The 21,851-nt window shown below is 50.6% G+C and carries 17 protein-coding genes, 1 tRNA gene, 2 pseudogenes and 1 riboswitch; of the genes and pseudogenes, 12 read left to right on the top strand and 8 right to left on the bottom strand.

Translation table 11 applies throughout. The features are described 5' to 3' along the window. The first annotated feature begins 6 nt into the window (after window positions 1-6). Window positions 7-423: a DUF1496 domain-containing protein gene (locus DAQ1742_RS10305; protein ID WP_371327845.1), complete on the top strand. Its 417-nt coding sequence runs from the start codon at window positions 7-9 to the stop codon at window positions 421-423. 85 nt (window positions 424-508) lie between these two features. Here DAQ1742_RS10305 and xthA read toward each other — a convergent pair. After that, window positions 509-1,314, bottom strand: a pseudogene (xthA, locus tag DAQ1742_RS10300) (exodeoxyribonuclease III). A 232-nt stretch (window positions 1,315-1,546) separates the two neighbouring features. Further along, window positions 1,547-1,641: riboswitch (glycine riboswitch) on the top strand. A 21-nt stretch (window positions 1,642-1,662) separates the two neighbouring features. On the opposite strand from xthA, the gene DAQ1742_RS10295 reads away from it, so the two are divergent. Further along, entirely contained in the window at window positions 1,663-2,283 is a 621-nt protein-coding gene (locus DAQ1742_RS10295; protein ID WP_035342051.1) for a trimeric intracellular cation channel family protein, read from the top strand. A 209-nt stretch (window positions 2,284-2,492) separates the two neighbouring features. Here DAQ1742_RS10295 and DAQ1742_RS10290 read toward each other — a convergent pair. The 3 genes from DAQ1742_RS10290 to DAQ1742_RS10280 form a co-directional block, all read right to left on the bottom strand. Next, window positions 2,493-2,577: transfer RNA gene (locus DAQ1742_RS10290), tRNA-Tyr, on the bottom strand. A 159-nt stretch (window positions 2,578-2,736) separates the two neighbouring features. Next, complete coding sequence (gene purU / locus DAQ1742_RS10285; RefSeq protein ID WP_035342049.1) at window positions 2,737-3,588, bottom strand: formyltetrahydrofolate deformylase; 852 nt, start codon at window positions 3,586-3,588, stop codon at window positions 2,737-2,739. An 80-nt stretch (window positions 3,589-3,668) separates the two neighbouring features. Further along, a complete protein-coding gene (locus DAQ1742_RS10280; protein ID WP_035346009.1) occupies window positions 3,669-4,136 on the bottom strand; it encodes a YchJ family protein in 468 nt (155 codons plus the stop codon). 158 nt (window positions 4,137-4,294) lie between these two features. Here DAQ1742_RS10280 and rssA point away from each other — a divergent pair, with 158 nt between their 5' ends. From rssA to galU, 3 genes and pseudogenes are all read left to right on the top strand, one after another. Next, a complete protein-coding gene (rssA, locus tag DAQ1742_RS10275) occupies window positions 4,295-5,197 on the top strand; it encodes a patatin-like phospholipase RssA (RefSeq protein WP_035342047.1) in 903 nt (300 codons plus the stop codon). A gap of 59 nt (window positions 5,198-5,256) precedes the next feature. Continuing rightward, window positions 5,257-6,272: pseudogene (gene rssB, locus DAQ1742_RS10270) on the top strand (two-component system response regulator RssB). 200 nt (window positions 6,273-6,472) lie between these two features. Beyond that, a complete protein-coding gene (galU, locus tag DAQ1742_RS10265; protein WP_067486947.1) occupies window positions 6,473-7,384 on the top strand; it encodes a UTP--glucose-1-phosphate uridylyltransferase GalU in 912 nt (303 codons plus the stop codon). A 125-nt stretch (window positions 7,385-7,509) separates the two neighbouring features. On the opposite strand, the gene hns is transcribed toward galU, so the two are convergent. Next, the gene (hns, locus tag DAQ1742_RS10260; RefSeq protein ID WP_035342042.1) at window positions 7,510-7,917 is read right to left on the bottom strand and encodes a histone-like nucleoid-structuring protein H-NS; all 408 of its coding nucleotides are present in this window, start codon (window positions 7,915-7,917) and stop codon (window positions 7,510-7,512) included. Between the two features lie 380 nt (window positions 7,918-8,297). Here hns and DAQ1742_RS10255 point away from each other — a divergent pair, with 380 nt between their 5' ends. Then, window positions 8,298-8,897: a thymidine kinase gene (locus DAQ1742_RS10255; protein WP_035342041.1), complete on the top strand. Its 600-nt coding sequence runs from the start codon at window positions 8,298-8,300 to the stop codon at window positions 8,895-8,897. 591 nt (window positions 8,898-9,488) lie between these two features. Here DAQ1742_RS10255 and adhE read toward each other — a convergent pair. After that, window positions 9,489-12,182, bottom strand: a complete 2,694-nt coding sequence (gene adhE / locus DAQ1742_RS10250) for a bifunctional acetaldehyde-CoA/alcohol dehydrogenase (RefSeq protein WP_035342039.1) — start codon at window positions 12,180-12,182, stop codon at window positions 9,489-9,491. A 538-nt stretch (window positions 12,183-12,720) separates the two neighbouring features. Here adhE and DAQ1742_RS10245 point away from each other — a divergent pair. The 6 genes from DAQ1742_RS10245 (at window position 12,721) to oppF (ending at window position 19,882) form a co-directional block, all read left to right on the top strand. Next, entirely contained in the window at window positions 12,721-13,365 is a 645-nt protein-coding gene (locus DAQ1742_RS10245) for a YchE family NAAT transporter (RefSeq protein WP_035342037.1), read from the top strand. 890 nt (window positions 13,366-14,255) lie between these two features. Then, window positions 14,256-15,899 (top strand): oligopeptide ABC transporter substrate-binding protein OppA, encoded by a 1,644-nt coding sequence (gene oppA / locus DAQ1742_RS10240; RefSeq protein WP_035342035.1) that lies wholly within the window; start codon window positions 14,256-14,258, stop codon window positions 15,897-15,899. Window positions 15,900-16,030: 131 nt separating this feature from the next. Further along, window positions 16,031-16,954: an oligopeptide ABC transporter permease OppB gene (oppB, locus tag DAQ1742_RS10235; RefSeq protein ID WP_180706097.1), complete on the top strand. Its 924-nt coding sequence runs from the start codon at window positions 16,031-16,033 to the stop codon at window positions 16,952-16,954. Between the two features lie 12 nt (window positions 16,955-16,966). Next, a complete protein-coding gene (gene oppC / locus DAQ1742_RS10230) occupies window positions 16,967-17,875 on the top strand; it encodes an oligopeptide ABC transporter permease OppC (RefSeq protein WP_035342029.1) in 909 nt (302 codons plus the stop codon). A gap of 16 nt (window positions 17,876-17,891) precedes the next feature. Next, window positions 17,892-18,881, top strand: a complete 990-nt coding sequence (gene oppD / locus DAQ1742_RS10225) for an ABC transporter ATP-binding protein (protein ID WP_145916184.1) — start codon at window positions 17,892-17,894, stop codon at window positions 18,879-18,881. After that, the gene (gene oppF, locus DAQ1742_RS10220) at window positions 18,878-19,882 is read left to right on the top strand and encodes a murein tripeptide/oligopeptide ABC transporter ATP binding protein OppF (RefSeq protein ID WP_035342026.1); all 1,005 of its coding nucleotides are present in this window, start codon (window positions 18,878-18,880) and stop codon (window positions 19,880-19,882) included. Before oppD ends, oppF begins: the two co-directional genes overlap by 4 nt. 97 nt (window positions 19,883-19,979) lie before the next feature. On the opposite strand, the gene DAQ1742_RS10215 is transcribed toward oppF, so the two are convergent. Both DAQ1742_RS10215 and cls read right to left on the bottom strand, forming a co-directional pair. Beyond that, window positions 19,980-20,303 carry an HI1450 family dsDNA-mimic protein gene (locus DAQ1742_RS10215; RefSeq protein WP_035342023.1) on the bottom strand — a complete coding sequence of 108 codons (324 nt, stop codon included), beginning with the start codon at window positions 20,301-20,303 and terminating at the stop codon, window positions 19,980-19,982. A gap of 53 nt (window positions 20,304-20,356) precedes the next feature. Beyond that, complete coding sequence (cls, locus tag DAQ1742_RS10210) at window positions 20,357-21,817, bottom strand: cardiolipin synthase (protein WP_035342020.1); 1,461 nt, start codon at window positions 21,815-21,817, stop codon at window positions 20,357-20,359. Window positions 21,818-21,851 lie beyond the last annotated feature (34 nt).

Here is a 21,851-nt window from a genome sequence, read left to right as displayed (position 1 = left end):
TTCCTGATGGCAGCCAGTTTGCTGATGTCAACGCTGGCGCTGGCTGCGTCACAAACGACGGTCATCACGCAGGGCAATCCGGTTGTGCTGCCGGGCAGTAACGGCAATGTTAATAGCAATAGCAATAGCAATAGCAATAGCAATAGCAACAGCAACGCAGGGCGCGGTGGCGCAACATCAGGGGCGGTGAGTACCGAGGTGGTGGTGCCGGTGCCACCCCAGGTGGTCTGGGGCGCAGGCAATGGCGCAAATACGACGCACGAGACAGCGCCTCATTGCATGAGTTGCTGTATTTATCAGAACCGGAATTATTCCGAAGGCGCGGTGATTAAGGCCGAAGGGGTATTACTGCAATGTCAGCGCGATAAAGCCAGCCTTGGTACCAATAATCTGCTCTGGCGTATTGTCCGCGACGGGCAGTGACGTAAAGAATAAACCGTGTTATCCCGATAGGCTATTGCGGGGCTGTAGCAGCCCCGCTGTGCCTTCACCCGGCCGTTTCGCCTGATTAGAGCGAGAACTCCGCCCATACCGGCGCATGATCAGACGGCTTTTCCATTGCGCGAATGGTGTAATCAATACCGGTAGCCTGGCAGCGGCTGGCTAATGGTGCACTGGCCATGATCAAGTCGATACGCAGGCCCCGGTTGTCATTAAACCCGGCAGAGCGATAATCAAACCATGAAAAACGATCCTGGCACTCGGGGTGGGCCGCCCGGAACGTATCAACCAACCCCCATTGTTCAAGCCTGGCCAGCCATTCGCGCTCTTCTGGCAAAAATGAACATTTTCCGCTGCGTAACCAGCGTTTGCGGTTCTCTTCGCCAATGCCAATATCCTGATCCGTTGGGCTGATATTCATATCGCCCATCACCAGCACCGGGTGGTCTGCCTGATGGTGCTGCTCAAGGTAGTGCTGCAAGTCCTGGTAAAAGCGGGTTTTAGCCGGGAACTTAACCGGATGGTCACGGCTTTCCCCCTGAGGGAAATAGCCATTCACCACGGTTAAGGTGCCTAATGAGGTGGCGATATCGGCCATGATAATCCGGCGCTGTGCATCCTCCTCGTCATTGGGAAAACCCCGGCGCACCGCGAGGGGTTCGGCTTTGGTCAGCAGCGCGACACCATAATGGCCTTTTTGCCCGTGATAGAAAACGTGGTAGCCAAACTGCTTGACCTCCTCAAGCGGAAACATGTCATCGTGGACTTTGGTTTCTTGTAGGCCAATAACATCGGGCTGATGTTGCTCAATGATTGCGGCCAACTGGTGGGGCGGGCGCGCAGCCCATTGATATTAAAAGAAACAAACTTCATGTTCGCTGCCGTTGTTAACAAAACGTTCCCTGATGGTAGCAGAAAGACGCCGGCGGAGTCACGGCAGGCGGTTGCGCCGCTTTGGGCTGCCATCATTTTCTCTGATGGCTGGTTGATGCACTCAATAATAGCCCGTATACTGCGCCGCTTGCAGGAGAGCGGAATACCGCCGGTTTTCCCGCCGAAGGCGCAAACTCCCATAATCGCTCAGGCTTCCTTACTGCATATTTCTATGACGCCAACTGGAGAGCGGTTGCCAGGCAACCCACCGAAGGGGCAAGCGGTTTAGCCGCGTAAACTCTCAGGTAAAAGGACAGAGGGAGGGGCACAATTCACTGGAGTACGTGAGTGCTGACCTATATCTATCTGATTGCCATTACGGCCGAAGGCATGTCTGGTGCGCTGGCGGCCGGTCGCCGTAACATGGACATTTTCGGTGTCTCAATGATTGCGTTTATCACTGCCCTGGGGGGTGGCACGGTACGCGATATTCTGCTGGGCAATTACCCTATCGTCTGGACACAACATCCTGCCTATATTTATCTCACCATCGGTGCGGGTTTGCTCGCTGTGCTGGCTGCGCGGGTGATGCACCATTTGCATCGGCTGTTTCTGGTGCTGGATGCGATGGGGCTGGTGGCCTTCACCATTATTGGTTGCAAGGTCGCGCTGGAGCTTGCCTATTCCCCCACGGTAGTGGTGATGGCCGGGATCACGACGGGCATTTTTGGTGGTATTTTGCGCGATATATTTTGCAATCGCACGCCGATGGTGTTGCGCAAAGAGCTGTATGCCTGTGTGTCACTGCTGGTGGCATTAATCTATCTGGGGTTGCGAGAGCTGAATGTCAACCACGACCTGAATCAACTGATTGCCTTTTCTGTGGGCTTATCTGTGCGGCTGGCGGCGATTTTCTGGTCGTGGCAGTTACCGGTCTTTAGCTATATGCCGGGGCGCTGGAAAGAGTAACTCACCCAACGCCCATACTATTTATAACGCTATTGCTATCGATCAATGCTATCAGGGGCCGGTGCTCGGGTTTGACGTTGTGCTGGCTACTCTGACCAAAAGCCATCATGAAAGTAAGTCAGTGCATTGGTGTGGATGAGATGATATCTGGATGGGTGTAAACGGGGCTGACTAAGCGTTTTTCTGTGGCGCACAGCGTGCGTTTGAGATGGTGGTGGGGGAAGGATTCGAACCTTCGAAGTCTGTGACGGCAGATTTACAGTCTGCTCCCTTTGGCCGCTCGGGAACCCCACCACTGGCCTGTTGCGCTTTGTTGTGAAAGCGGGCGCATCATATCAAATGCCACGCCGCTGTAAAGGCAGAAAAAACAAAAACAGGCGCGTTTGCCGTTTTTTTATGCCGCCTGCTGCCATTACAGACAACAGGCGGTGAAAACCGCATCAATGCAGACAGTTAGCGCAGAATAATGGTGCGATTACCGTAGACAAAAACGCGCTGTGCCAGAACATGATAGAGTGCCCGGCTGAGGACGTTTTTTTCCACATCACGGCCCGCACGCATCATGTCATCTGCCGTGTAGGTGTGGTCAACATGAATAACGTCCTGCATGATAATCGGGCCTTCATCCAGATTGTCGTTCACGTAGTGCGCCGTCGCACCAATGATTTTCACCCCACGTTCATAAGCCTGATGGTAAGGGCGCGCGCCAATAAAGGCGGGCAGGAACGAATGGTGGATGTTGATAACCCGGTTCGGGTAGTGCTGGACGAATGCGGGTGTCAGTACGCGCATGTATTTTGCGAGGACAACGTAATCGGGCTGGTATTGATTAATTTGCGCGATCATTTTCAGATCGTGTTCTTCACGCGTCATGCCTTCGTGACTGACCAGATGGAATGGAATATCGAAACGTTCGACCAGCGTTTGTAGCGTATCATGGTTGCCAATCACCGCAGCGATTTCGACATCAAGGCCACCGTAAGTGCTTTTCATCAGCAAATCGCCCAGACAATGCGCTTCTTTCGTCACCAGAATGACGACACGACGACGCCCGGCGCTGCTTAACTCCCGCACGGCACCTTCCGGCAATGCGCTGTCTAAGTCTGCCAGCAGGGTGTTGTCATTAAAAATGCCTTCCAGCTCGGTGCGCATAAAAAAGCGCCCGGTGCGGTGATCAACATACTCTGAGTTTTGCACGATGTTCAGTTCGTGCTTGTAGCAGATGTTGGTTATCTTGGCGATAAGCCCTTTTGCGTCAGGGCAGATTGTCCGTAAAATTTTCCGTTGGATAGTCTGGGATTGCATGGGGTTTGGGATCCTGTCCAAAACATAAATCAGATGTTGCCGTAACGCGACAATGCGAACGTCACGTTCATTCAAGGGTGTTAGTGTCCGCAGCACTTTTTGTATTTTTTGCCGGAACCACAAGGACAAGCATCATTCCTGCCGGTTTGCAGGTGAACGCCGTCAACATAGTACCAGCGATCGTGATGGTGAAGGAAGCGCGAACGCTCTCTCATCAGCACCCGCTGTGCGGGCGATGAGGTACTGTGATAGCTGGCGGCAAACTCCACATAGCTTTCATCCGCCGTTTTCCCTGCACTGACTGCCAGCACGTTCAGACCAAGCCAGTGCGTATCGTGACAACTGGCGGCTATTTCATCACGCCAGTTTTCTGCGTGGCAATCCGGGTGCCAGGTGGCAAGCAGGTATTCGACATCCTGCAAGACATATGCGGTGTAACGTGAGCGCATCAATACATCCGGGCGTGCGGCGTTGGCATCACGTCGCAGATAAGGCTGGCAGCACTGAATGTAGGGCTGACCACTGCCACACGGGCAATATTCGGACACAATATCTCCTGCAAAACGGGCAAATAGGTTAATGGCTTGAGGCACCATGGGTAAAACGTGCGCTATGTTACCTAATCGCGTTGAGATGTCGCAATAACCGGGCTGCCTGAGTACAAAGGCGTCAATGTACGCCTAGAATAGACTAACAGGAGGGGCAGATGCGTAAGGTGACAATCGGTCTGGCATTAGGCTCAGGTGCGGCCAAGGGATGGGCGCATATCGGTGTACTGAATGCGCTGGAGGCGCGCGGCATCATCCCTGATGTGGTCGCGGGATGTTCCGTCGGGGCGTTGGTCGGTGCAGCGTACGCCACGCATCGGCTTGACAGCATGACGCGTTGGGTCAATGGATTTAGCTATTGGGATGTTATCCGGCTGATGGATTTTTCCTGGCGGCGAGGCGGATTACTGCGAGGCGATCGTGTTTTCAATCATGTAAAGCATTTGCTACGTACGCAACATATTGAAGAGTGTGCTATCAAGTATGGTGCAGTGGCAACTAACCTGAGCACTGGGCGTGAGCTCTGGCTGACGCAAGGCGATTTGCATCTGGCGATTCGAGCATCCTGTAGTATGCCAGGCCTGCTGGCTCCGGTTGAGTTTAATGGTTACTGGCTGGTTGATGGTGCGGTGGTTAACCCGGTTCCGGTGTCACTGACGCGGGCAATGGGAGCAGATGTTGTTATTGCGGTAGACTTACAGCACGATGCCAGTTTGCAACATCATGACCTGTTATCTGCCAAACCACCCGCCCAGCCTGACAGGGTTGCATCGCCTCACGGTTGGCGCGAGCGCTTGCGTGAACGTTTGTCTGATCATTTTCGCCCTGCCAGTGTAACGCCAACCGCAATGGAGATAATGAGTACCTCCATACAGATATTAGAGAATCGGCTGAAGATGCATCGTATGGCAGGTGATCCACCTGATATATTGATTCAACCCTATTGTCCGCAAATTGCCACGCTGGATTTTCATCGTGCGCGTGAGGCGATAGACGCTGGCAGGTTAGCCGTGGAGAAACAACACGATCTCTTGATGGCGCTGGTTAACAGAGGTGTATAGCATGGTTGCTGATTTTGAATACGTCAATACATGACGACAAGCCGGGCAAGAGGTCATTAATGGCGAATCCACTGACGGAAAAACATATTTTAGTTGTTGAGGATGATGCTGTTTTCCGTTCCGTGCTGACCGGCTATCTGACGTCGCTGGGGCGACCGTCTGCGAGGCAGATAACGGTCAAGAAGGATTAGAGAAAATAGCCCAACGGCCACCAGACCTGATCATTTGTGATCTGAATATGCCGATGATGGGGGGATTTGAGTTCGTCGAACGGTTGCGGTTGCAGGATGCCAGCACGCCAGTGCTAGTCGTCTCGGCGACCAGCCATTTGGCGGATATCGCCCGAATTCTGCGTCTTGGTGTGCAGGATGTGCTCCTTAAACCTATCCACGATTACTCCCGCCTGCGCGAGTCAGTCATGGCCTGTCTGTATCCGACGATGTTTACCTCCGTGGCTGATGAAGTTGAGCAGCTTATGCTTGATTTGGATGCCCTGAATCGGACGCCGGGAGCGGCATTAACGCTGCTCGCACAGTTACAGCCGCCCGTGCAACAGACACTGGCGCAGTGTCGAATCAATTACCGCCAGCTAACGGCGGCAGACCAACCAGGCTTAGTGTTAGACAGTGCAGCGCTGTCTGCTGATGAACTGGCGTTTTATTGCCTTGATGTGACTCAGGCCAGCAATAACCATGGTGTGCTGGCTGCCCTGCTATTACGCTCGTTGTTCAATAACCTGTTGCAAGAGCATCTGGTTCATCAACAGCAGCGTCTTCCCGAATTACCCGTACTGCTTAACCAGGTCAATCAGTTATTACGTCAGGCCAATCTTCAGGGGCGTTTCCCGTTACTGGTCGGGTATTATCACCGCGAACTACAACGCCTGATTTTGATTTCAGCAGGGCTGCACGCGACATTAACTACCAACGGGCAGCATGTTGAGTTAAATAATGGCGTACCGCTTGGCACGATGGAGGCGGCTTATATTAATCAGCTCAGTTACCCGTGTGGTGCATGGGAATGCCTGGTGTGGGGGCAGGGAGGACGTTTACGCTTGATGCTCTCTACAGACTAATCTGATAGCGAGCCATTTCCCGAAACTTCATGCAAGGGGGCGCTATCGTTATTCTCTTTTATTCCCTAGTATGTCGCTGATGATCCTGAGGCTGCTTTCCAGAATGGGCGCGCATCTCGCATTGAACCTGATATACTTTCGCCGTTTTATGCACCGGCCAAATAAAGCTCATTATTTGAACGATATATACGAGGTTGTTTATGTCAACTGTTAATAAAAAAGTAAAAAAAGCGGTCATCCCGGTTGCTGGATTGGGAACGCGCATGTTGCCGGCTACCAAAGCCATTCCCAAAGAAATGCTGCCGTTGGTGGATAAACCGTTAATTCAATATGTAGTTAATGAATGTATTGCCGCCGGTATCAATGAGATTATTTTAGTTACACACTCTTCTAAAAATTCCATTGAAAACCATTTTGATACCAGTTTTGAACTGGAAGCGGTGCTGGAAAAACGCGTTCAGCGCCAGTTATTGCAAGAAGTGCAATCTATTTGCCCGGAGCATGTGACTATTATGCAGGTGCGCCAGGGGTTGGCAAAAGGGCTGGGGCATGCTGTGTTGTGCGCGCATCCGTTAGTCGGGGATGAACCTGTCGCTGTTATTTTGCCTGACGTCATTATTGATGAATATGAATCCGATTTGAAGAAAGACAATTTAAGTGAAATGTTGCAGCGTTTTTATAGTACCGGCCATAGTCAGATAATGGTGGAGCCGGTTGAGAACGTCAGCAGCTACGGTGTGGTTGATTGTAAAGGCGTGGAATTAAAACCCGGTGATAGCGCCCCCATGGTTGGTGTAGTAGAAAAACCGAAAGCTGCTGAAGCGCCTTCTAATTTAGCGGTCGTTGGCCGTTATGTGCTGTCTGCTGAAATCTGGGAGCTGCTGAAGAAAACGCAACCCGGTGCAGGTAATGAAATTCAGTTAACTGATGCAATTGCAATGCTAATGGAAACACAGACTGTTGAGGCGTATCACCTGAAGGGGATCAGTCACGACTGTGGTAATAAGCTCGGATACATGGCTGCATTTGTAGAATATGGTATTCGCCACGATGCATTGGGTGATGATTTCACTCAGTGGCTGAAAGACGCCGTAGAGCAAGAAGCGCATTAATCGAGTTACCCATGCTCATCACAATGGTAAATGAGCATGGGAGCATTTCTTGAGCGTGAATATTGTGTGCAGATAAAAAAAACACCCCAGGAAGGGGTGTTTTTTTACACATGAATCCGCGTAAATTAAAGCAGAAAATCTTCCAGAGCCTTGCCCTGTTCTTCAATCGCTTTCTTAATAACGGCAGGCGTACGGCCCTGGCCTGTCCAGGTTTTCACTTCGCCATTTTCGTCGGTGTATTGGTATTTGGCCGGACGAGCTGCGCGCTTGGCTTTACCAACAACTTTGCTTGCGCCAGCAGACTGTAACAATTCGTTAGGGTCGATGCCGTCAGCAATTAACATTTCACGATACTGCTGTAATTTGCGTGTGCGCTCTTCGATTTCCGCCTGTGCCTGACTTTCTTCTTCGCGGCGTTCATTAACCACGACTTCCAGTTTTTCCAGCATTTCTTCCAGCGTTTCCAGGGTGCATTCTCTGGCCTGGGCGCGCAGGGTACGGATGTTGTTTAGAATCTTAAGTGCTTCGCTCATTGGATTAATCTCGGAATAAATATAATTGGTGACAGTACAGAGATAATAGATTGCTGTTTTATTTTCTGCAATAGGGAAAATTGTCAGGTTGCTAAAATTTAGTAAATTTAAGCGGGTGTCACGAGCTAACTGGCAATATAAACTTTAAACAAGTTCGCTAATACATTCCCCTGACGTGAATCGTCATGCAAATAACCAAGCCTGACTATTGCTGTGTTTCACTGCAATTTTATGGCGATTTTTTATATGGCAAAGCGACAAAGTGTTTCATGATATGAAACAGAAAACGGGTGGCTGGCGTTAAATCTTCGTCACTTCTCGTGCCTATGTTACAATAAATTTAATGATAACTAACCGGCAAACGCCGTCGATGAGGGGCCATGGCGCAGCTTTATTTTTATTATTCCGCGATGAATGCAGGGAAATCCACCGCGTTGCTACAGTCTTCATATAACTATCAGGAACGGGGAATGAGGACGGTTGTATTCACTGCTGAAATAGATAACCGCTCAGGGGTTAGCGGTATCGTCAGTTCCCGTATTGGTTTGTCATCACCTGCTTTATTGTTTAACGAACAAACTGATTTATTCCGTGAAATTGAGCAAGCACATCGCCAGCAAACTATTCACTGTGTGTTAATTGATGAAAGTCAGTTCCTGATTCGTGAACAGGTGTGGGCCTTATGTGACGTTGTTGACCAATTAGACATTCCAGTGCTGTGTTATGGTTTGAGAACCGATTTCAAAGGGGAATTGTTTAGTGGCAGTCATTATTTATTAGCCTGGGCGGATAAACTGATAGAGCTAAAAACGGTGTGTCATTGTGGGCGTAAAGCCAATCATGTTTTACGTCTCAATGCACATGGCAAGCCGATGATTGAAGGGGCTCAGGTAGTTATTGGTGGGAATGAAAGTTATGTTTCGGTATGCCGAAAACATTATAAAATCGCGCTGGGGTTGGCTCGCCCGGAATCAGAATAATTTATCTATAATCTGAAATAATTATTGGTGCAACCGAGAAGGCCTGCCGTGTAGGCTCTTGTGGGTGTGTATTAATCAGAGGGTGGGCTGTGCGGTTTTGCCTGAGTATTTAGGGCATTGTCAGGAAGGAATGGCTATTGGCCAAGTATTCAGTCTGGCTTATTAACGCGGTGCGAAGTAAATAGCGAACAGCTTATCGTATTGTTACGCTGCGCCAGCCCGCCAGTGCGTTGCCTGATACGTTAAGTGCTCAGCGCAGGCCGTGTTTTCAGCCATTAGCCGTGTATCTGGTTTGCAGGCTGACACCACCTGATGGATGCCGCACACACGGGTGAAAACGGCCCCTCATTGCGCGGCGGGTTATTGTCTGTTGGGGGATACAGCCGCGTTGGAAAAGACGGGAATAGCCGCTTTTGCTGCACCTGATGGTATCTGTGCCCAGCTCGCGCTGGTGTCCTGACAGGGCTTTGAGGGGATCACCTACTGAGCGAGCTTTTTATCAGCAGTGCATAATCCGCAATACATAATCAGCAATAAAAAAGCCCGGTGGCAGACACCGGGCTGGCTGAAAGTTTTATGAATCAGCGGTTATCAACTAACGGCTTTTTTTTCTTTCTTTTCGCTTTTTACCGGCGCATTGACGACGGCGGTATCGGCTTTTTTCTCGTTAACCTGATGTTCGACGAACGGGCGACCGTAGAACGAATCCAACAGGATCTGTTTGAGTTCAGCAATGAGCGGATAGCGCGGGTTTGCACCGGTACACTGGTCGTCAAAAGCATCTTCAGACAGTTTATCCACCCGGGCCAGGAAATCGGCTTCCTGCACGCCTGCTTCGCGAATAGAAGCAGGAATACCCAGATCTTTCTTAATCTCATCAAGCCACGCCAGCAATTTTTCAATTTTCTGCGCGGTACGATCACCGGGTGCACCGAGACCCAAATGGTCGGCCACTTCGGCGTAACGACGGCGAGCCTGTGGGCGATCATACTGACTGAATGCCGTTTGCTTGGTCGGGTTGTCGTTAGCGTTATAGCGAATAACGTTGCTGATTAATAATGCATTAGCCAAACCGTGCGGAATATGGAATTCAGAACCCAGTTTATGCGCCATCGAGTGACAAACCCCGAGGAAGGCGTTGGCAAAAGCGATACCGGCAATAGTGGCTGCGTTGTGTACGCGTTCACGGGCTACCGGGTTTTTCGCGCCTTCACGGTAACTGGTGGGCAGGTTCTCTTTTAACAGTTTCAGCGCCTGAAGGGCCTGCCCATCAGAATATTCGTTCGCTAATACAGAAACATACGCTTCCAGTGCGTGGGTGACGGCATCAAGGCCACCGAAGGCGCACAGCGATTTAGGCATATTCATCACCAGATTGGCATCGACAATTGCCATGTCCGGGGTCAGCGCATAGTCGGCCAGCGGGTATTTCTGCCCGGTTGCATCATCAGTTACCACCGCAAACGGTGTCACTTCAGAGCCGGTTCCCGAGGTTGTTGTCACGGCGATAAGTTTCGCTTTCACACCCATTTTCGGGAATTTATGAATACGTTTACGGATATCCATAAACCGCAATGCCAGTTCTTCGAAGTGGGTGTCAGGGTGTTCATACATCACCCACATGATTTTGGCCGCATCCATCGGCGAACCACCGCCGAGCGCGATAATCACATCCGGTTTGAAGGCGTTCATCTGCTCGGCACCCTTGCGCACAATACTGAGTGTCGGGTCGGCTTCGACTTCAAAGAATACATCGGTGTCCAGGCCATGCTGTTTCAGCACCGAAGTAATCTGGTCAACGTAGCCATTATTAAACAAGAAGCGGTCAGTGACGATAAACGCACGTTTTGCACCATCGGTGGCCACTTCTTCCAGTGCGATAGGCAATGAGCCACGACGGAAATAGATGGATTTCGGAAGTTTGTGCCACAGCATGTTTTCTGCTCGCTTAGCCACCGTTTTGCGGTTGATCAGGTGTTTTGGCCCGACGTTTTCGGAGATAGAGTTGCCCCCCCATGAACCGCAACCCAGCGTCAGTGACGGTGCCAGTTTAAAGTTGTACAGATCGCCAATCCCACCCTGAGATGCAGGGGTGTTGATAAGGATACGCGCTGTTTTCATCTTATCGCCGAAATGGTTGACGCGGCGAGGCTGGTTATCTTGATCGGTATACAAGCAAGAGGTGTGGCCAATCCCGCCCATGGCAACCAGTTTTTCTGCTTTGCTGACCGCGTCTTCAAAGTCTTTGGCCCGGTACATTGCAAGGGTTGGCGACAATTTTTCATGAGCGAAAGGTTCGGATTCATCCGCATTAATAACTTCACCAATCAGCACTTTGGTGCTGGCCGGTACGCTGATGCCTGCCATTTCTGCAATTTTGATCGCCGGTTGCCCAACAATCGCTGCATTCAAGGCCCCGTTTTTCAGGATAATAGCCTGAACAGCCTGGAGTTCCTTGCCTTTGAGCAGGTAGCCACCGTGAGTGGAGAAACGCTCACGCATGGCATCGTAGACTTCATCAACCACGATAACCGATTGCTCGGAAGCACAGATAACACCGTTATCAAAGGTTTTAGACATCAGAATTGAGGCAACAGCACGCTTGATATCCGCCGTTTCATCCACCACCACAGGGGTGTTACCGGCCCCCACGCCAATAGCGGGCTTACCGGAACTGTAAGCCGCTTTCACCATACCCGGCCCGCCGGTGGCCAGGATCAGATTAATGTCAGGGTGGTGCATTAGCTGGTTAGATAACTCAACCGAAGGTTCGTCAATCCAGCCGATAATGTCTTTCGGTGCGCCAGCGGCGATGGCGGCCTGTAAAACGATATCTGCCGCTTTGTTGGTGGCATTTTTAGCACGCGGATGCGGAGAAAAAATGATGCCGTTACGGGTTTTCAGGCTGATCAGCGCCTTAAAGATGGCTGTTGAAGTGGGGTTTGTGGTTGGCACAATACCGCAGATAATCCCAATCGGTTCAGCAATAGTGATGGTGCCGAAGGTATCATCGACTGACAACACACCGCAGGTCTGCTCATCTTTGTAGGCGTTATAGATGTACTCGGAAGCAAAGTGGTTTTTGATGACTTTATCTTCGATTATCCCCATGCCAGACTCGGCCACGGCCATTTTCGCCAATGGGATGCGGGCGTCTGCTGCTGCCAGTGCGGCGGCACGGAAGATGCGATCAACCTGTTCCTGACTAAAATTGGCAAATTCCTGCTGCGCTTTTTTAACGCGCTCGACCAAAGCGTTAAGTTCAGCAACGTTTGTTACGGCCATAATGCTCTCCTGTAATGTTAAGCTTTTTCAGTCAATGGTCAGTCCGGCGAATACACAGTATAGATAACGCCTGCCTGATAGCGTGTGTGACAATGACTATCTGGATTTTATCCATTGACTCAAAAGGCTCAGGTCAGCAAGGTGGAAAGACAATCCTGGAAACTTTAGTTTCTCAATAGCCTGTTAACCTATTTTTAATAACAAAACCTTGCCAGTTCGCTGCCTTTCCTGCTATGCCCGCAGAATACGCCTTCGCTGATCTTTTTTTTGTGATCCGGCTCTATAAAACTTAATGCTGACACCATTCAGCATGGTGCTGATGATAACGATTATCGATACCGTGCGATTTGTAAAAAATAAATCACCAACTTATCGGCAAAGCGATGCAAAAATGTGTCGATAACAGCGTAGTGGCCTGAGCGTCACGACATAAAAGGTAAACAAAGGTGCCTTAGGGTTTACTGAAATAGTCCTATGGGCAGGAACGAGCGGTGCGTAGCCGCTGACGTGGGTTGACAATAATTTTCAGGGGTGATGTGTGATTCAGCCAGTTCTCGATTTGTCGGGGTACATTAAGTTCTTTGTCGGGCTGTTTGCGCTGATAAACCCGGTGGGTATCTTGCCTATTTTTATTAGTATGACCAATTATCAGGGGAATGAGGGGAGGGCGAGAACCAACCTGACGGCCAATGTGTCTGTCGTGATTATTCTGTGGGTCGCGCTGTTTTTGGGTGACAGCATCTTACGGTTGTTTGGGATTTCTATCGACTCATTTCGCATTGCCGGTGGCATTCTGATTGTCACCATCGCCATGTCGATGATAAGTGGCAAGCTTGGGGAAGATAAGCAGAACAAACAGGAAAAAACGGAAACGGCGAACCGCGAGAGTATTGGTGTTGTGCCGCTGGCATTGCCCCTGATGGCCGGGCCGGGGGCTATCAGTTCGACAATAGTCTGGAGTTCTCGTTATCACGGTTGGCAGAATTTGCTGGGGCTGTCTGCGGCTATTGCGGTGTTTGCTTTCTGCTGTTGGGTCCTGTTTCGTGCCGCCCCGGCATTAGTGCGTTTGTTGGGGCAAACCGGTATCAATGTTGTGACCCGTATTATGGGGCTGTTGCTGATGTCGCTGGGCATTGAGTTTATTGTGAACGGAATCCGCACATTGTTCCCCGGCTTGATGTAACACCGGTGCTGACTACACTCTTATTTATACCCGCCAGCTTTTCTGATGCTGTCGCGCGAGGCGCGCTCGCGTAACAGCATCAGTGAAAATGACGCAGGCTTTCTTTTGATATAACTTTTTTTTATTTCTCTCATTATGCCTTAGATAAGCTAATGCATCGTGGTCAAGCGGTGCGCCTGGATGCGCCGGTATAATGTCGGATGGCGTTGTTAATTTATTCACACCTGACGCAATGATGATGACAACATCATCATCTTGCTTAAGAAGTGTTTTATCGCGTGCTTATTGCCCATAGCTACGGTTAATTCTTTCATACTGACATCATATTGGACATTCCTCTGTCTTATGGTGATTTGATTAGGAAAGAACCTGCTGGCGGTGCTTTTATATCCATCTTTTTATTAAGGTTATTTTCCGGTGTTATACGCTGGAAAAGAAATTTAAGTAACAGGCTACAAAATCTGTTGGCGAAGCCGGATTCTTCTGATACGTTCGGCATCACGTTATTTTCTGGCGCTGTTATGGATAAGTTAAATTTATTAGAAGCTTATTCAGGTCGTTGCAGAATGAAATAACGTGACATCAGGGAAGAGAGTAAATGGCTACAGGCTGCCGTGTCTGGGACAGGACGACGGCAGTTTTTGGGTTGCCGAAATGTGCTGTTCTTATCTGCGTTGATTTTTACAACACGTTGGCGTGGGCACACTCGCTATATTGGTTTTTCTAATATAAGGGTTGGCCTCAAGGATAAACCGTTTTGCCGCGATTCATCGGCAGACATCACCAGAACCGTTCCTCTGGTAGCGAGGGTGTCTGCTTGTTTGACGCATACGAATAAAGTTATGTGCCTGACTGGGTGCAATAACAGTAAAACAGGAGCAAGGTAAATAATGGTGAACAACACAATTAAAAAAAGACTGGCTATCAGCATTCTCGCTGCAATCACAGCGTCTGCCAGTGTCTCTGCCTGGTCTGCAAATGTACCAGCCGGTGTTCAGTTGGCTGAAAAACAGGAACTGGTGCGCAACAATGGTTCCGAGGTTGCCTCGTTAGACCCGCATAAAATTGAAGGCGTGCCGGAATCTAACATTTCGCGTGACCTGCTCGAAGGTTTGTTAGTTATCAGCCCTGATGGCCATCCGGCACCGGGTGTTGCCGAGAGCTGGGATAATAAAGACTTTAAAGTCTGGACTTTCCATCTGCGTAAAAACGCGAAGTGGTCTAACGGCGATCCGGTGACGGCCAAGGATTTCGTGTATAGCTGGCAGCGTGTGTCTGACCCGAAAACAGCATCTCCCTATGCAAGCTACCTGCAATTTGGCCATATCCTGAATATTGATGATGTTGTCGCCGGTAAAAAAACACCGGACACCCTGGGTGTGAAAGCGCTTGATGACAACACCCTCGAAGTGACCCTGAGCGAGCCGGTTCCTTACTTCTATAAACTGCTGGTGCACCCGTCCACCTTCCCGGTGAACAAAAAAGTCGTTGAACAGTTTGGTGATAAATGGACGCAGCCCGCTAACTGGGTTGGTAACGGTGCCTACAAGCTGAAAGAGTGGATCGTCAACGAGAAGATTGTGCTGGAGCGCAACCCGAATTATTGGGATAACGCTAATACCGTCATCAACAAGGTGACCTATCTGCCTATTTCGTCCGAAGTGACAGACGTGAACCGCTATCGCAGCGGCGAGATAGACATGACGTATAACAACCTGCCTATCGAGTTGTTCCAGAAGCTGAAAAAAGAGATCCCAGGTGAAGTCAAAGCGGATCCGTATCTGTGTACTTACTACTATGAAATCAACGATCAGAAAGCGCCGTTTACCGACCCGCGCGTTCGTCAGGCACTGATTCTGGGTCTGGATCAGGACATTCTGGTGAACAAGGTGAAAGGTCAGGGTGATACCCCGGCATTCGGCTTTACGCCACCGTATATTGACGGGTTGGACGGTAAGCTGACACCGCCGGAGTGGGTGAGCTGGTCGCGTGAAAAACGCAATGCCGAAGCGAAGAAACTGTTGGCTGAAGCTGGTTTCACGGCGGAAAAACCGCTGACGTTTAACCTGCTATACAACACGTCCGATCTGCACAAAAAACTGGCGATTGCGGCGTCTTCCATTTGGAAAAACAACATCGGTGTTGACGCCAAGCTGGAAAATCAGGAATGGAAAACCTTCCTCGATAGCCGCCATCAGGGTACGTATGACGTTGCTCGTGCGGGCTGGTGTGCTGACTATAACGAACCGAGCACCTTCCTGAACATTATGATTTCCAACAGCAGCAGCAACACGTCTCACTACAAGAACGCTGACTTTGACAAGCTGATGGCTAAAGCACTCACAGCGAAAACAGAAGGTGAACGTGCGGCAGCGTATAAAGAAGCTGAGCAACTGCTGGAGAAAGATGCGGCAGTGGTTCCGGTTTACTACTATGCCAATACCCGTCTGGTTAAACCGTATGTGGGTGGTCTGACGGGTAAAGACCCGCTGGATAACATCAACGTTAAAAATCTCTATATTATCAAGCATTAATTAGCAGTATGCCGGGCCGCACGGTAACGTGCGGCCCTGTCGTCTGTGTGATAAATGACCATTGTTTGATAAACACATGTTTAATAAACAATAAAAGAGAACATCTCAGACCGGTTTGATAGGTAAGGTCAATGTTAAAATTTATTTTTCGTCGTTGCCTGGAAGCAATCCCGACCTTGTTCATCCTGATTACGATTTCGTTTTTCATGATGCGGTTGGCTCCGGGAAGTCCGTTTACCGGAGAACGCACTCTTCCGCCTGAAGTTATGGCGAATATTGAGGCCAAGTACCATCTTAATGACCCAATTATCAAGCAGTATGGTAGCTACCTGCTGCAACTGATACAGGGCGATTTTGGGCCGTCTTTCAAATACAAAGATTATTCGGTAAACGATTTGGTTGCGCGGGCGTTCCCGGTTTCTGCCAAATTGGGTGCCGCTGCGTTTTTGCTGGCGATTGTGCTGGGGGTGACCTCTGGCGTGGTGGCTGCGCTGAATCAAAACAGTAAATGGGACTATACCGTCATGGGTTTTGCGATGACGGGGGTGGTTATCCCAAGCAGCTTTGTGGTTGCACCGCTGTTGGTGCTGGTCTTTTCGATTACCTTGCGTTGGTTGCCTGGCGGTGGCTGGAACGGTGGCGCACCGCAGTACATCATTCTGCCGATGGTGGCGCTGTCATTGTCGTATATCGCCAGTATTGCCCGTATCACTCGCGGTTCAATGATAGAAGTGCTGCACTCCAACTTTATTCGCACTGCGCGTGCCAAAGGGCTGCCGCTGCGCCGTATCATTTTACGCCATGCGTTAAAGCCGACCCTGCTGCCTGTGTTGTCGTATATGGGCCCGGCGTTTGTGGGCATTATTACCGGTTCGATGGTCATTGAAACGATTTTTGGTTTGCCCGGTATCGGTCAGTTATTTGTGAATGGCGCGCTTAACCGCGACTATTCCCTGGTGCTCAGTCTTACCATTTTGGTAGGCGCGTTGACCATTCTGTTTAATGCGATCATCGATGTGCTGTATGCGGTCATCGACCCGAAGATCCGTTACTAAGGTAAGACACCGATGTTGTTGAATAAACGTAACCGTGAAGCGCTCGATAGCTTCAGTGAAAAACTCGACGTGGAAGGCCGCAGCCTGTGGCAGGATGCGCGCCGCCGTTTTATGCATAACCGGGCGGCGCTGGCCAGTCTGTTTGTGCTGGTGCTGATTACGCTGTTTGTGATTTTAGGCCCGATATTTGCGCCATTTAACTATGCCGATACCGACTGGAACATGATGTCCAGCGCCCCGGATATGGTTTCCAAACACTATTTTGGTACTGACTCATCAGGGCGAGACCTGCTGGTTCGTGTGGCGATTGGCGGGCGTATTTCACTGATGGTAGGGGTTGCTGCGGCTTTGGTCGCTGTCATCGTTGGTACGTTATACGGTGCGGCGTCTGGTTATCTTGGCGGTAAAGCTGACTCGGTGATGATGCGTTTGCTGGAGATCCTCAACTCGTTCCCGTTCATGTTTTTCGTCATTTTACTGGTCACGCTGTTTGGTCAAAACATTCTGCTTATCTTTGTGGCTATCGGCATGGTGTCCTGGCTTGATATGGCACGTATTGTGCGTGGGCAGACACTGAGCTTAAAACGCAAAGAGTTTATTGAAGCGGCGCTGGTGTGCGGGGTATCGACTCGCAATATTGTGCTGCGCCATATCGTGCCTAACGTGCTGGGCGTGGTGGTGGTGTATGCCTCGTTGCTGGTGCCAAGCATGATCCTGTTTGAATCCTTTTTGAGCTTCCTTGGCCTGGGCACACAGGAGCCACTCAGCAGTTGGGGGGCATTGCTCAATGACGGTGCTAACTCGATGGAAGTCGCCCCGTGGTTGTTGCTCTATCCCGCCGGTTTTCTGGTGGTCACTCTGTTTTGTTTTAACTTTATCGGCGATGGCCTGCGTGATGCCCTCGACCCGAAAGATCGCTAAGGAGGCGCTTCATACCATGATGAATTCGTCACAAAATCGCGAAGCGCTGCTCGGTGTTAAAGATTTGCGCGTCACTTTCGCTACACCGGATGGTGATGTCACCGCCGTTAATGACCTTAACTTCTCGCTCAATGCCGGTGAAACGCTGGGAATTGTTGGTGAGTCTGGCTCTGGTAAATCTCAGACGGCATTTGCCTTGATGGGGTTGCTCGCTTCAAACGGTCGTATTGGTGGGTCAGCCCGTTTTAATGGCCGGGAGATTCTCAACCTGCCGGAGCGTGAGCTTAACCGCTTGCGGGCAGAAGAGATTGCCATGATCTTCCAGGACCCGATGACCTCACTTAACCCGTACATGCGGGTGGGTGAGCAGCTGATGGAAGTGCTGATGCTGCATAAAAAGCTGGGTAAAAGCGAGGCGTTTGAAGAGTCTGTGCGGATGCTTGATGCGGTCAAAATGCCGGAAGCCAGAAAACGTATGCGCATGTTTCCTCATGAATTTTCTGGTGGTATGCGCCAGCGTGTCATGATTGCGATGGCGCTGTTGTGCCGCCCTAAGTTGCTGATTGCCGATGAACCCACAACCGCGCTGGATGTGACGGTACAAGCCCAGATAATGACGTTGCTCAATGAGCTTAAGCGTGAGTTCAATACCGCAATTATCATGATCACCCACGATTTGGGTGTAGTGGCCGGTATTTGTGACAAAGTGCTGGTCATGTATGCCGGGCGCACCATGGAGTATGGCAGTGCGCGCGAGATTTTCTATGAGCCGACCCATCCTTACTCTATCGGCCTGTTAAAAGCGGTTCCCCGTCTGGATGAAGAGAACGAGGCGCTGGCCACCATTGCCGGTAATCCACCTAACTTGCTGCGCTTGCCGAAAGGGTGCCCCTTCCAGCCGCGTTGCCCTTATGCCCAGGATATCTGCCAACAGTCACCTGAACTGACGCCGTTTGGCGAAGGGCGTTTGCGAGCTTGTTTCCGAAGCGTGGGGGAATTAGTATGAGTGAGCTGGAAAACAAAAAAGTGTTGCTGGAGGTGGACGAACTCAAAGTCCACTTCGATATTCGTGATGACAAGCAGTGGTTCTGGCAGCCCGCCAAGAAGCTCAAGGCGGTTGATGGTGTCACGCTGAGGCTATATGAAGGCGAAACACTGGGGGTAGTGGGGGAGTCTGGTTGTGGTAAATCCACGCTGGCTCGTGCCATTATCGGGCTGGTAAAAGCCAGCAGCGGGCGTATTAGCTGGCTGGGCAAAGACCTGCTTGGCTTGAGCGATACGCAGTGGCGTGAAGTGCGCAGCGATATCCAGATGATTTTCCAGGATCCACTCGCTTCGCTTAACCCGCGTATGACTATCGGTGAAATTATTGCTGAGCCGCTTAAGACGTATCAGCCGCAGATGTCGCGTCAGGAAGTGAAAGACCGCGTTAAAGCGATGATGATGAAAGTGGGCCTGTTGCCTAACCTTATCAACCGTTATCCCCATGAGTTTTCAGGCGGGCAGTGTCAGCGAATCGGTATCGCCCGTGCGCTGATTCTGGAGCCGAAGTTGATAATCTGTGATGAACCGGTTTCCGCACTGGATGTGTCGATTCAGGCTCAGGTGGTTAACCTGTTGCAGCAATTGCAGCGCGAAATGGGGCTGTCGCTGATTTTTATCGCCCACGACTTGTCCGTGGTGAAACACATCTCCGATCGGGTGCTGGTAATGTATCTGGGCCATGCGGTAGAACTTGGCACTTATGATGAGCTTTACCATAACCCGCAGCATCCTTATACGCGCGCGTTGATGTCGGCCGTACCAATCCCTGACCCGGATAAAGAACGTAATAAGCAAATCCAACTGCTGGAAGGCGATCTTCCTTCGCCTATCAATCCGCCGGTAGGCTGTGTGTTTTGTACCCGTTGTCCGGTGGTGGGGCCTGAATGCGCCAAAACCCGCCCGGTGCTAGAAGGCAGTTTCCGCCATGCCGTCTCTTGCCTGAAAGTTGATCCGCTGCCATAACACGGGCATAAAAAACGCCCCGAATGGGGCGTTTCAAGTAAGAGTGAGTGCGTTTTTCGCGCTCACTCTCAGCCTGCGATTACCCTTTCCGCAACGATTACTCTTTCCACAAAATGTGGCACTGTTTGTGGTCTTTCTCCCGGCAAATCAGAATGCGGGCGAAGATATCATTAATTTCTTCACCATCTTGTTCCGCGAGGCCAATCACCACTTCGGCGAAAAAGTCTGGATTCAGGTCAGCATCAACATGCTCCTGCCAGTCTGGAGCCGGGTCGTATAACTCTGCACCGCCACGCTCTTCAAATTGCAGGTTAAACAGCAGAATATCAGCCGGGTCGAGATTGTCCGGTGCCAGCTCCAGAAAAATATCATAAGCCTGTTCCAGCGTTTCATCTTCTGTCAGGCGATTATTTAAATCCATACCACATTCCCGTTAATACATAATGGTGTATTAGAACATGAAGGGTGATGTGATTACAGTAACGGGCTGAAAAAGTAAAACAGGCGCTCAACGATTCGCTGCCAGTAAGGACGGGTGAGCCAGTCGCTGGCGTTGAGCAGCCGCGAGCGTGAGATGTAGTCTTCCTGTACACAGGCTAAATCACCGCCAAAACCGTCGTCGTCAATTGCCAGCGTAATTTCGAAGTTCAGCCACAGGCTGCGTATATCCAGATTCACGGTTCCGACCAGGCTGAGTTGCCCGTCAACCAGTACACTCTTGGTATGCAGCAACCCGCCTTCAAACAGGTAAATATTGACACCCGCGGCCAGTAGCTCGCTGAAAAAGGCTTTGCAGGCCCAACCGACCATCACCGAGTCATTTTTGTACGGCACGATGATGCTGACATCTACACCGCGCTGGGCCGCGGTGCAGATGGCATGTAGCAGATCGTCGCTGGGCACAAAATAGGGGGTGGTCATGATTAACTGCTGACGAGCGGAGTAAACCGCGGTTAACAGCGCCTGGTGGATCATCTCTTCAGGATAACCCGGACCGGAGGCTATCACTTGAACCGTGTGCCCGAGCTCTTGCTCAAAGGGCATAATATTGACATCCGGCGGCGGCGGCGGCAGGCGCTGGCCGGTTTCCATTTCCCAATCCTGACTATACACAATCCCCATCGTGGTACTGACCGGGCCTTCAATGCGCACCATCAGGTCAATCCATTGGCCAACACCGGAGCTTTGCTTAAAATAACGCGGGTCGACCATGTTCATGCTGCCGGTATAGGCGATCCGGTTGTCAATCAGCACCATTTTACGGTGCTGGCGCAGGTCCATACGGCGCAAAAACGCCCTTAACAGGTTAACCTGCAAGGCTTCAACAACGCTGATCCCGGCCTCGCGCATCAGGTGTGGATAAGTGCTGTGAAAGAATTGCACACTCCCGGCAGAATCGAGCAAAATTCTGCATTTTACCCCTCGACGGGCGGCAGCCAGCAGCGCAGCCATCACCTGGTCAACCAGCCCGCCTGCCTGCCAGATATAAAACACCATCTCGATATTGTTGCGTGCCAGCTCAATGTCCCGTACCAGCGCTTTGAGGGTATCTTCACATGAGGTGAGCAACTGTAATTGGTTGCCTTTGATACCGCTGATGCCCTGGCGATGCTCACAGAGCTGAAATAATGAACGCGCAACTTCGCTGTTTTCGGTAGCGAAAATACGCCGGTATTGGGTTAATTCGCGTAACCATTGCGCCGTCACCGGCCACATTTTTCGTGCCCGCTCTGCACGCTGGTTACCGAGGTGCAATTCACCAAATAATAAGTAAGCGACGATACCGACCAGAGGCAGAATGTAGATAACCAGTAGCCATGCCATAGCTGAAGGCACCGCCCGTCGCTTCATCAGGATACGCAGTGTAATACTGGCGACCAGCAGCCAGTAGCTAAAAACCAGTAATCCACTCAGTAGGGTATAAAAGGCTGTCATAACAAAATTGTACAGTAACCCGCAGATAAGGTTG

It is taken from the genome of Dickeya aquatica (assembly GCF_900095885.1).
Lineage (GTDB): Bacteria > Pseudomonadota > Gammaproteobacteria > Enterobacterales > Enterobacteriaceae > Dickeya > Dickeya aquatica.
Note: the sequence above shows the minus strand (reverse complement) of the source record. Positions and strands in the feature narration are given on the sequence as shown.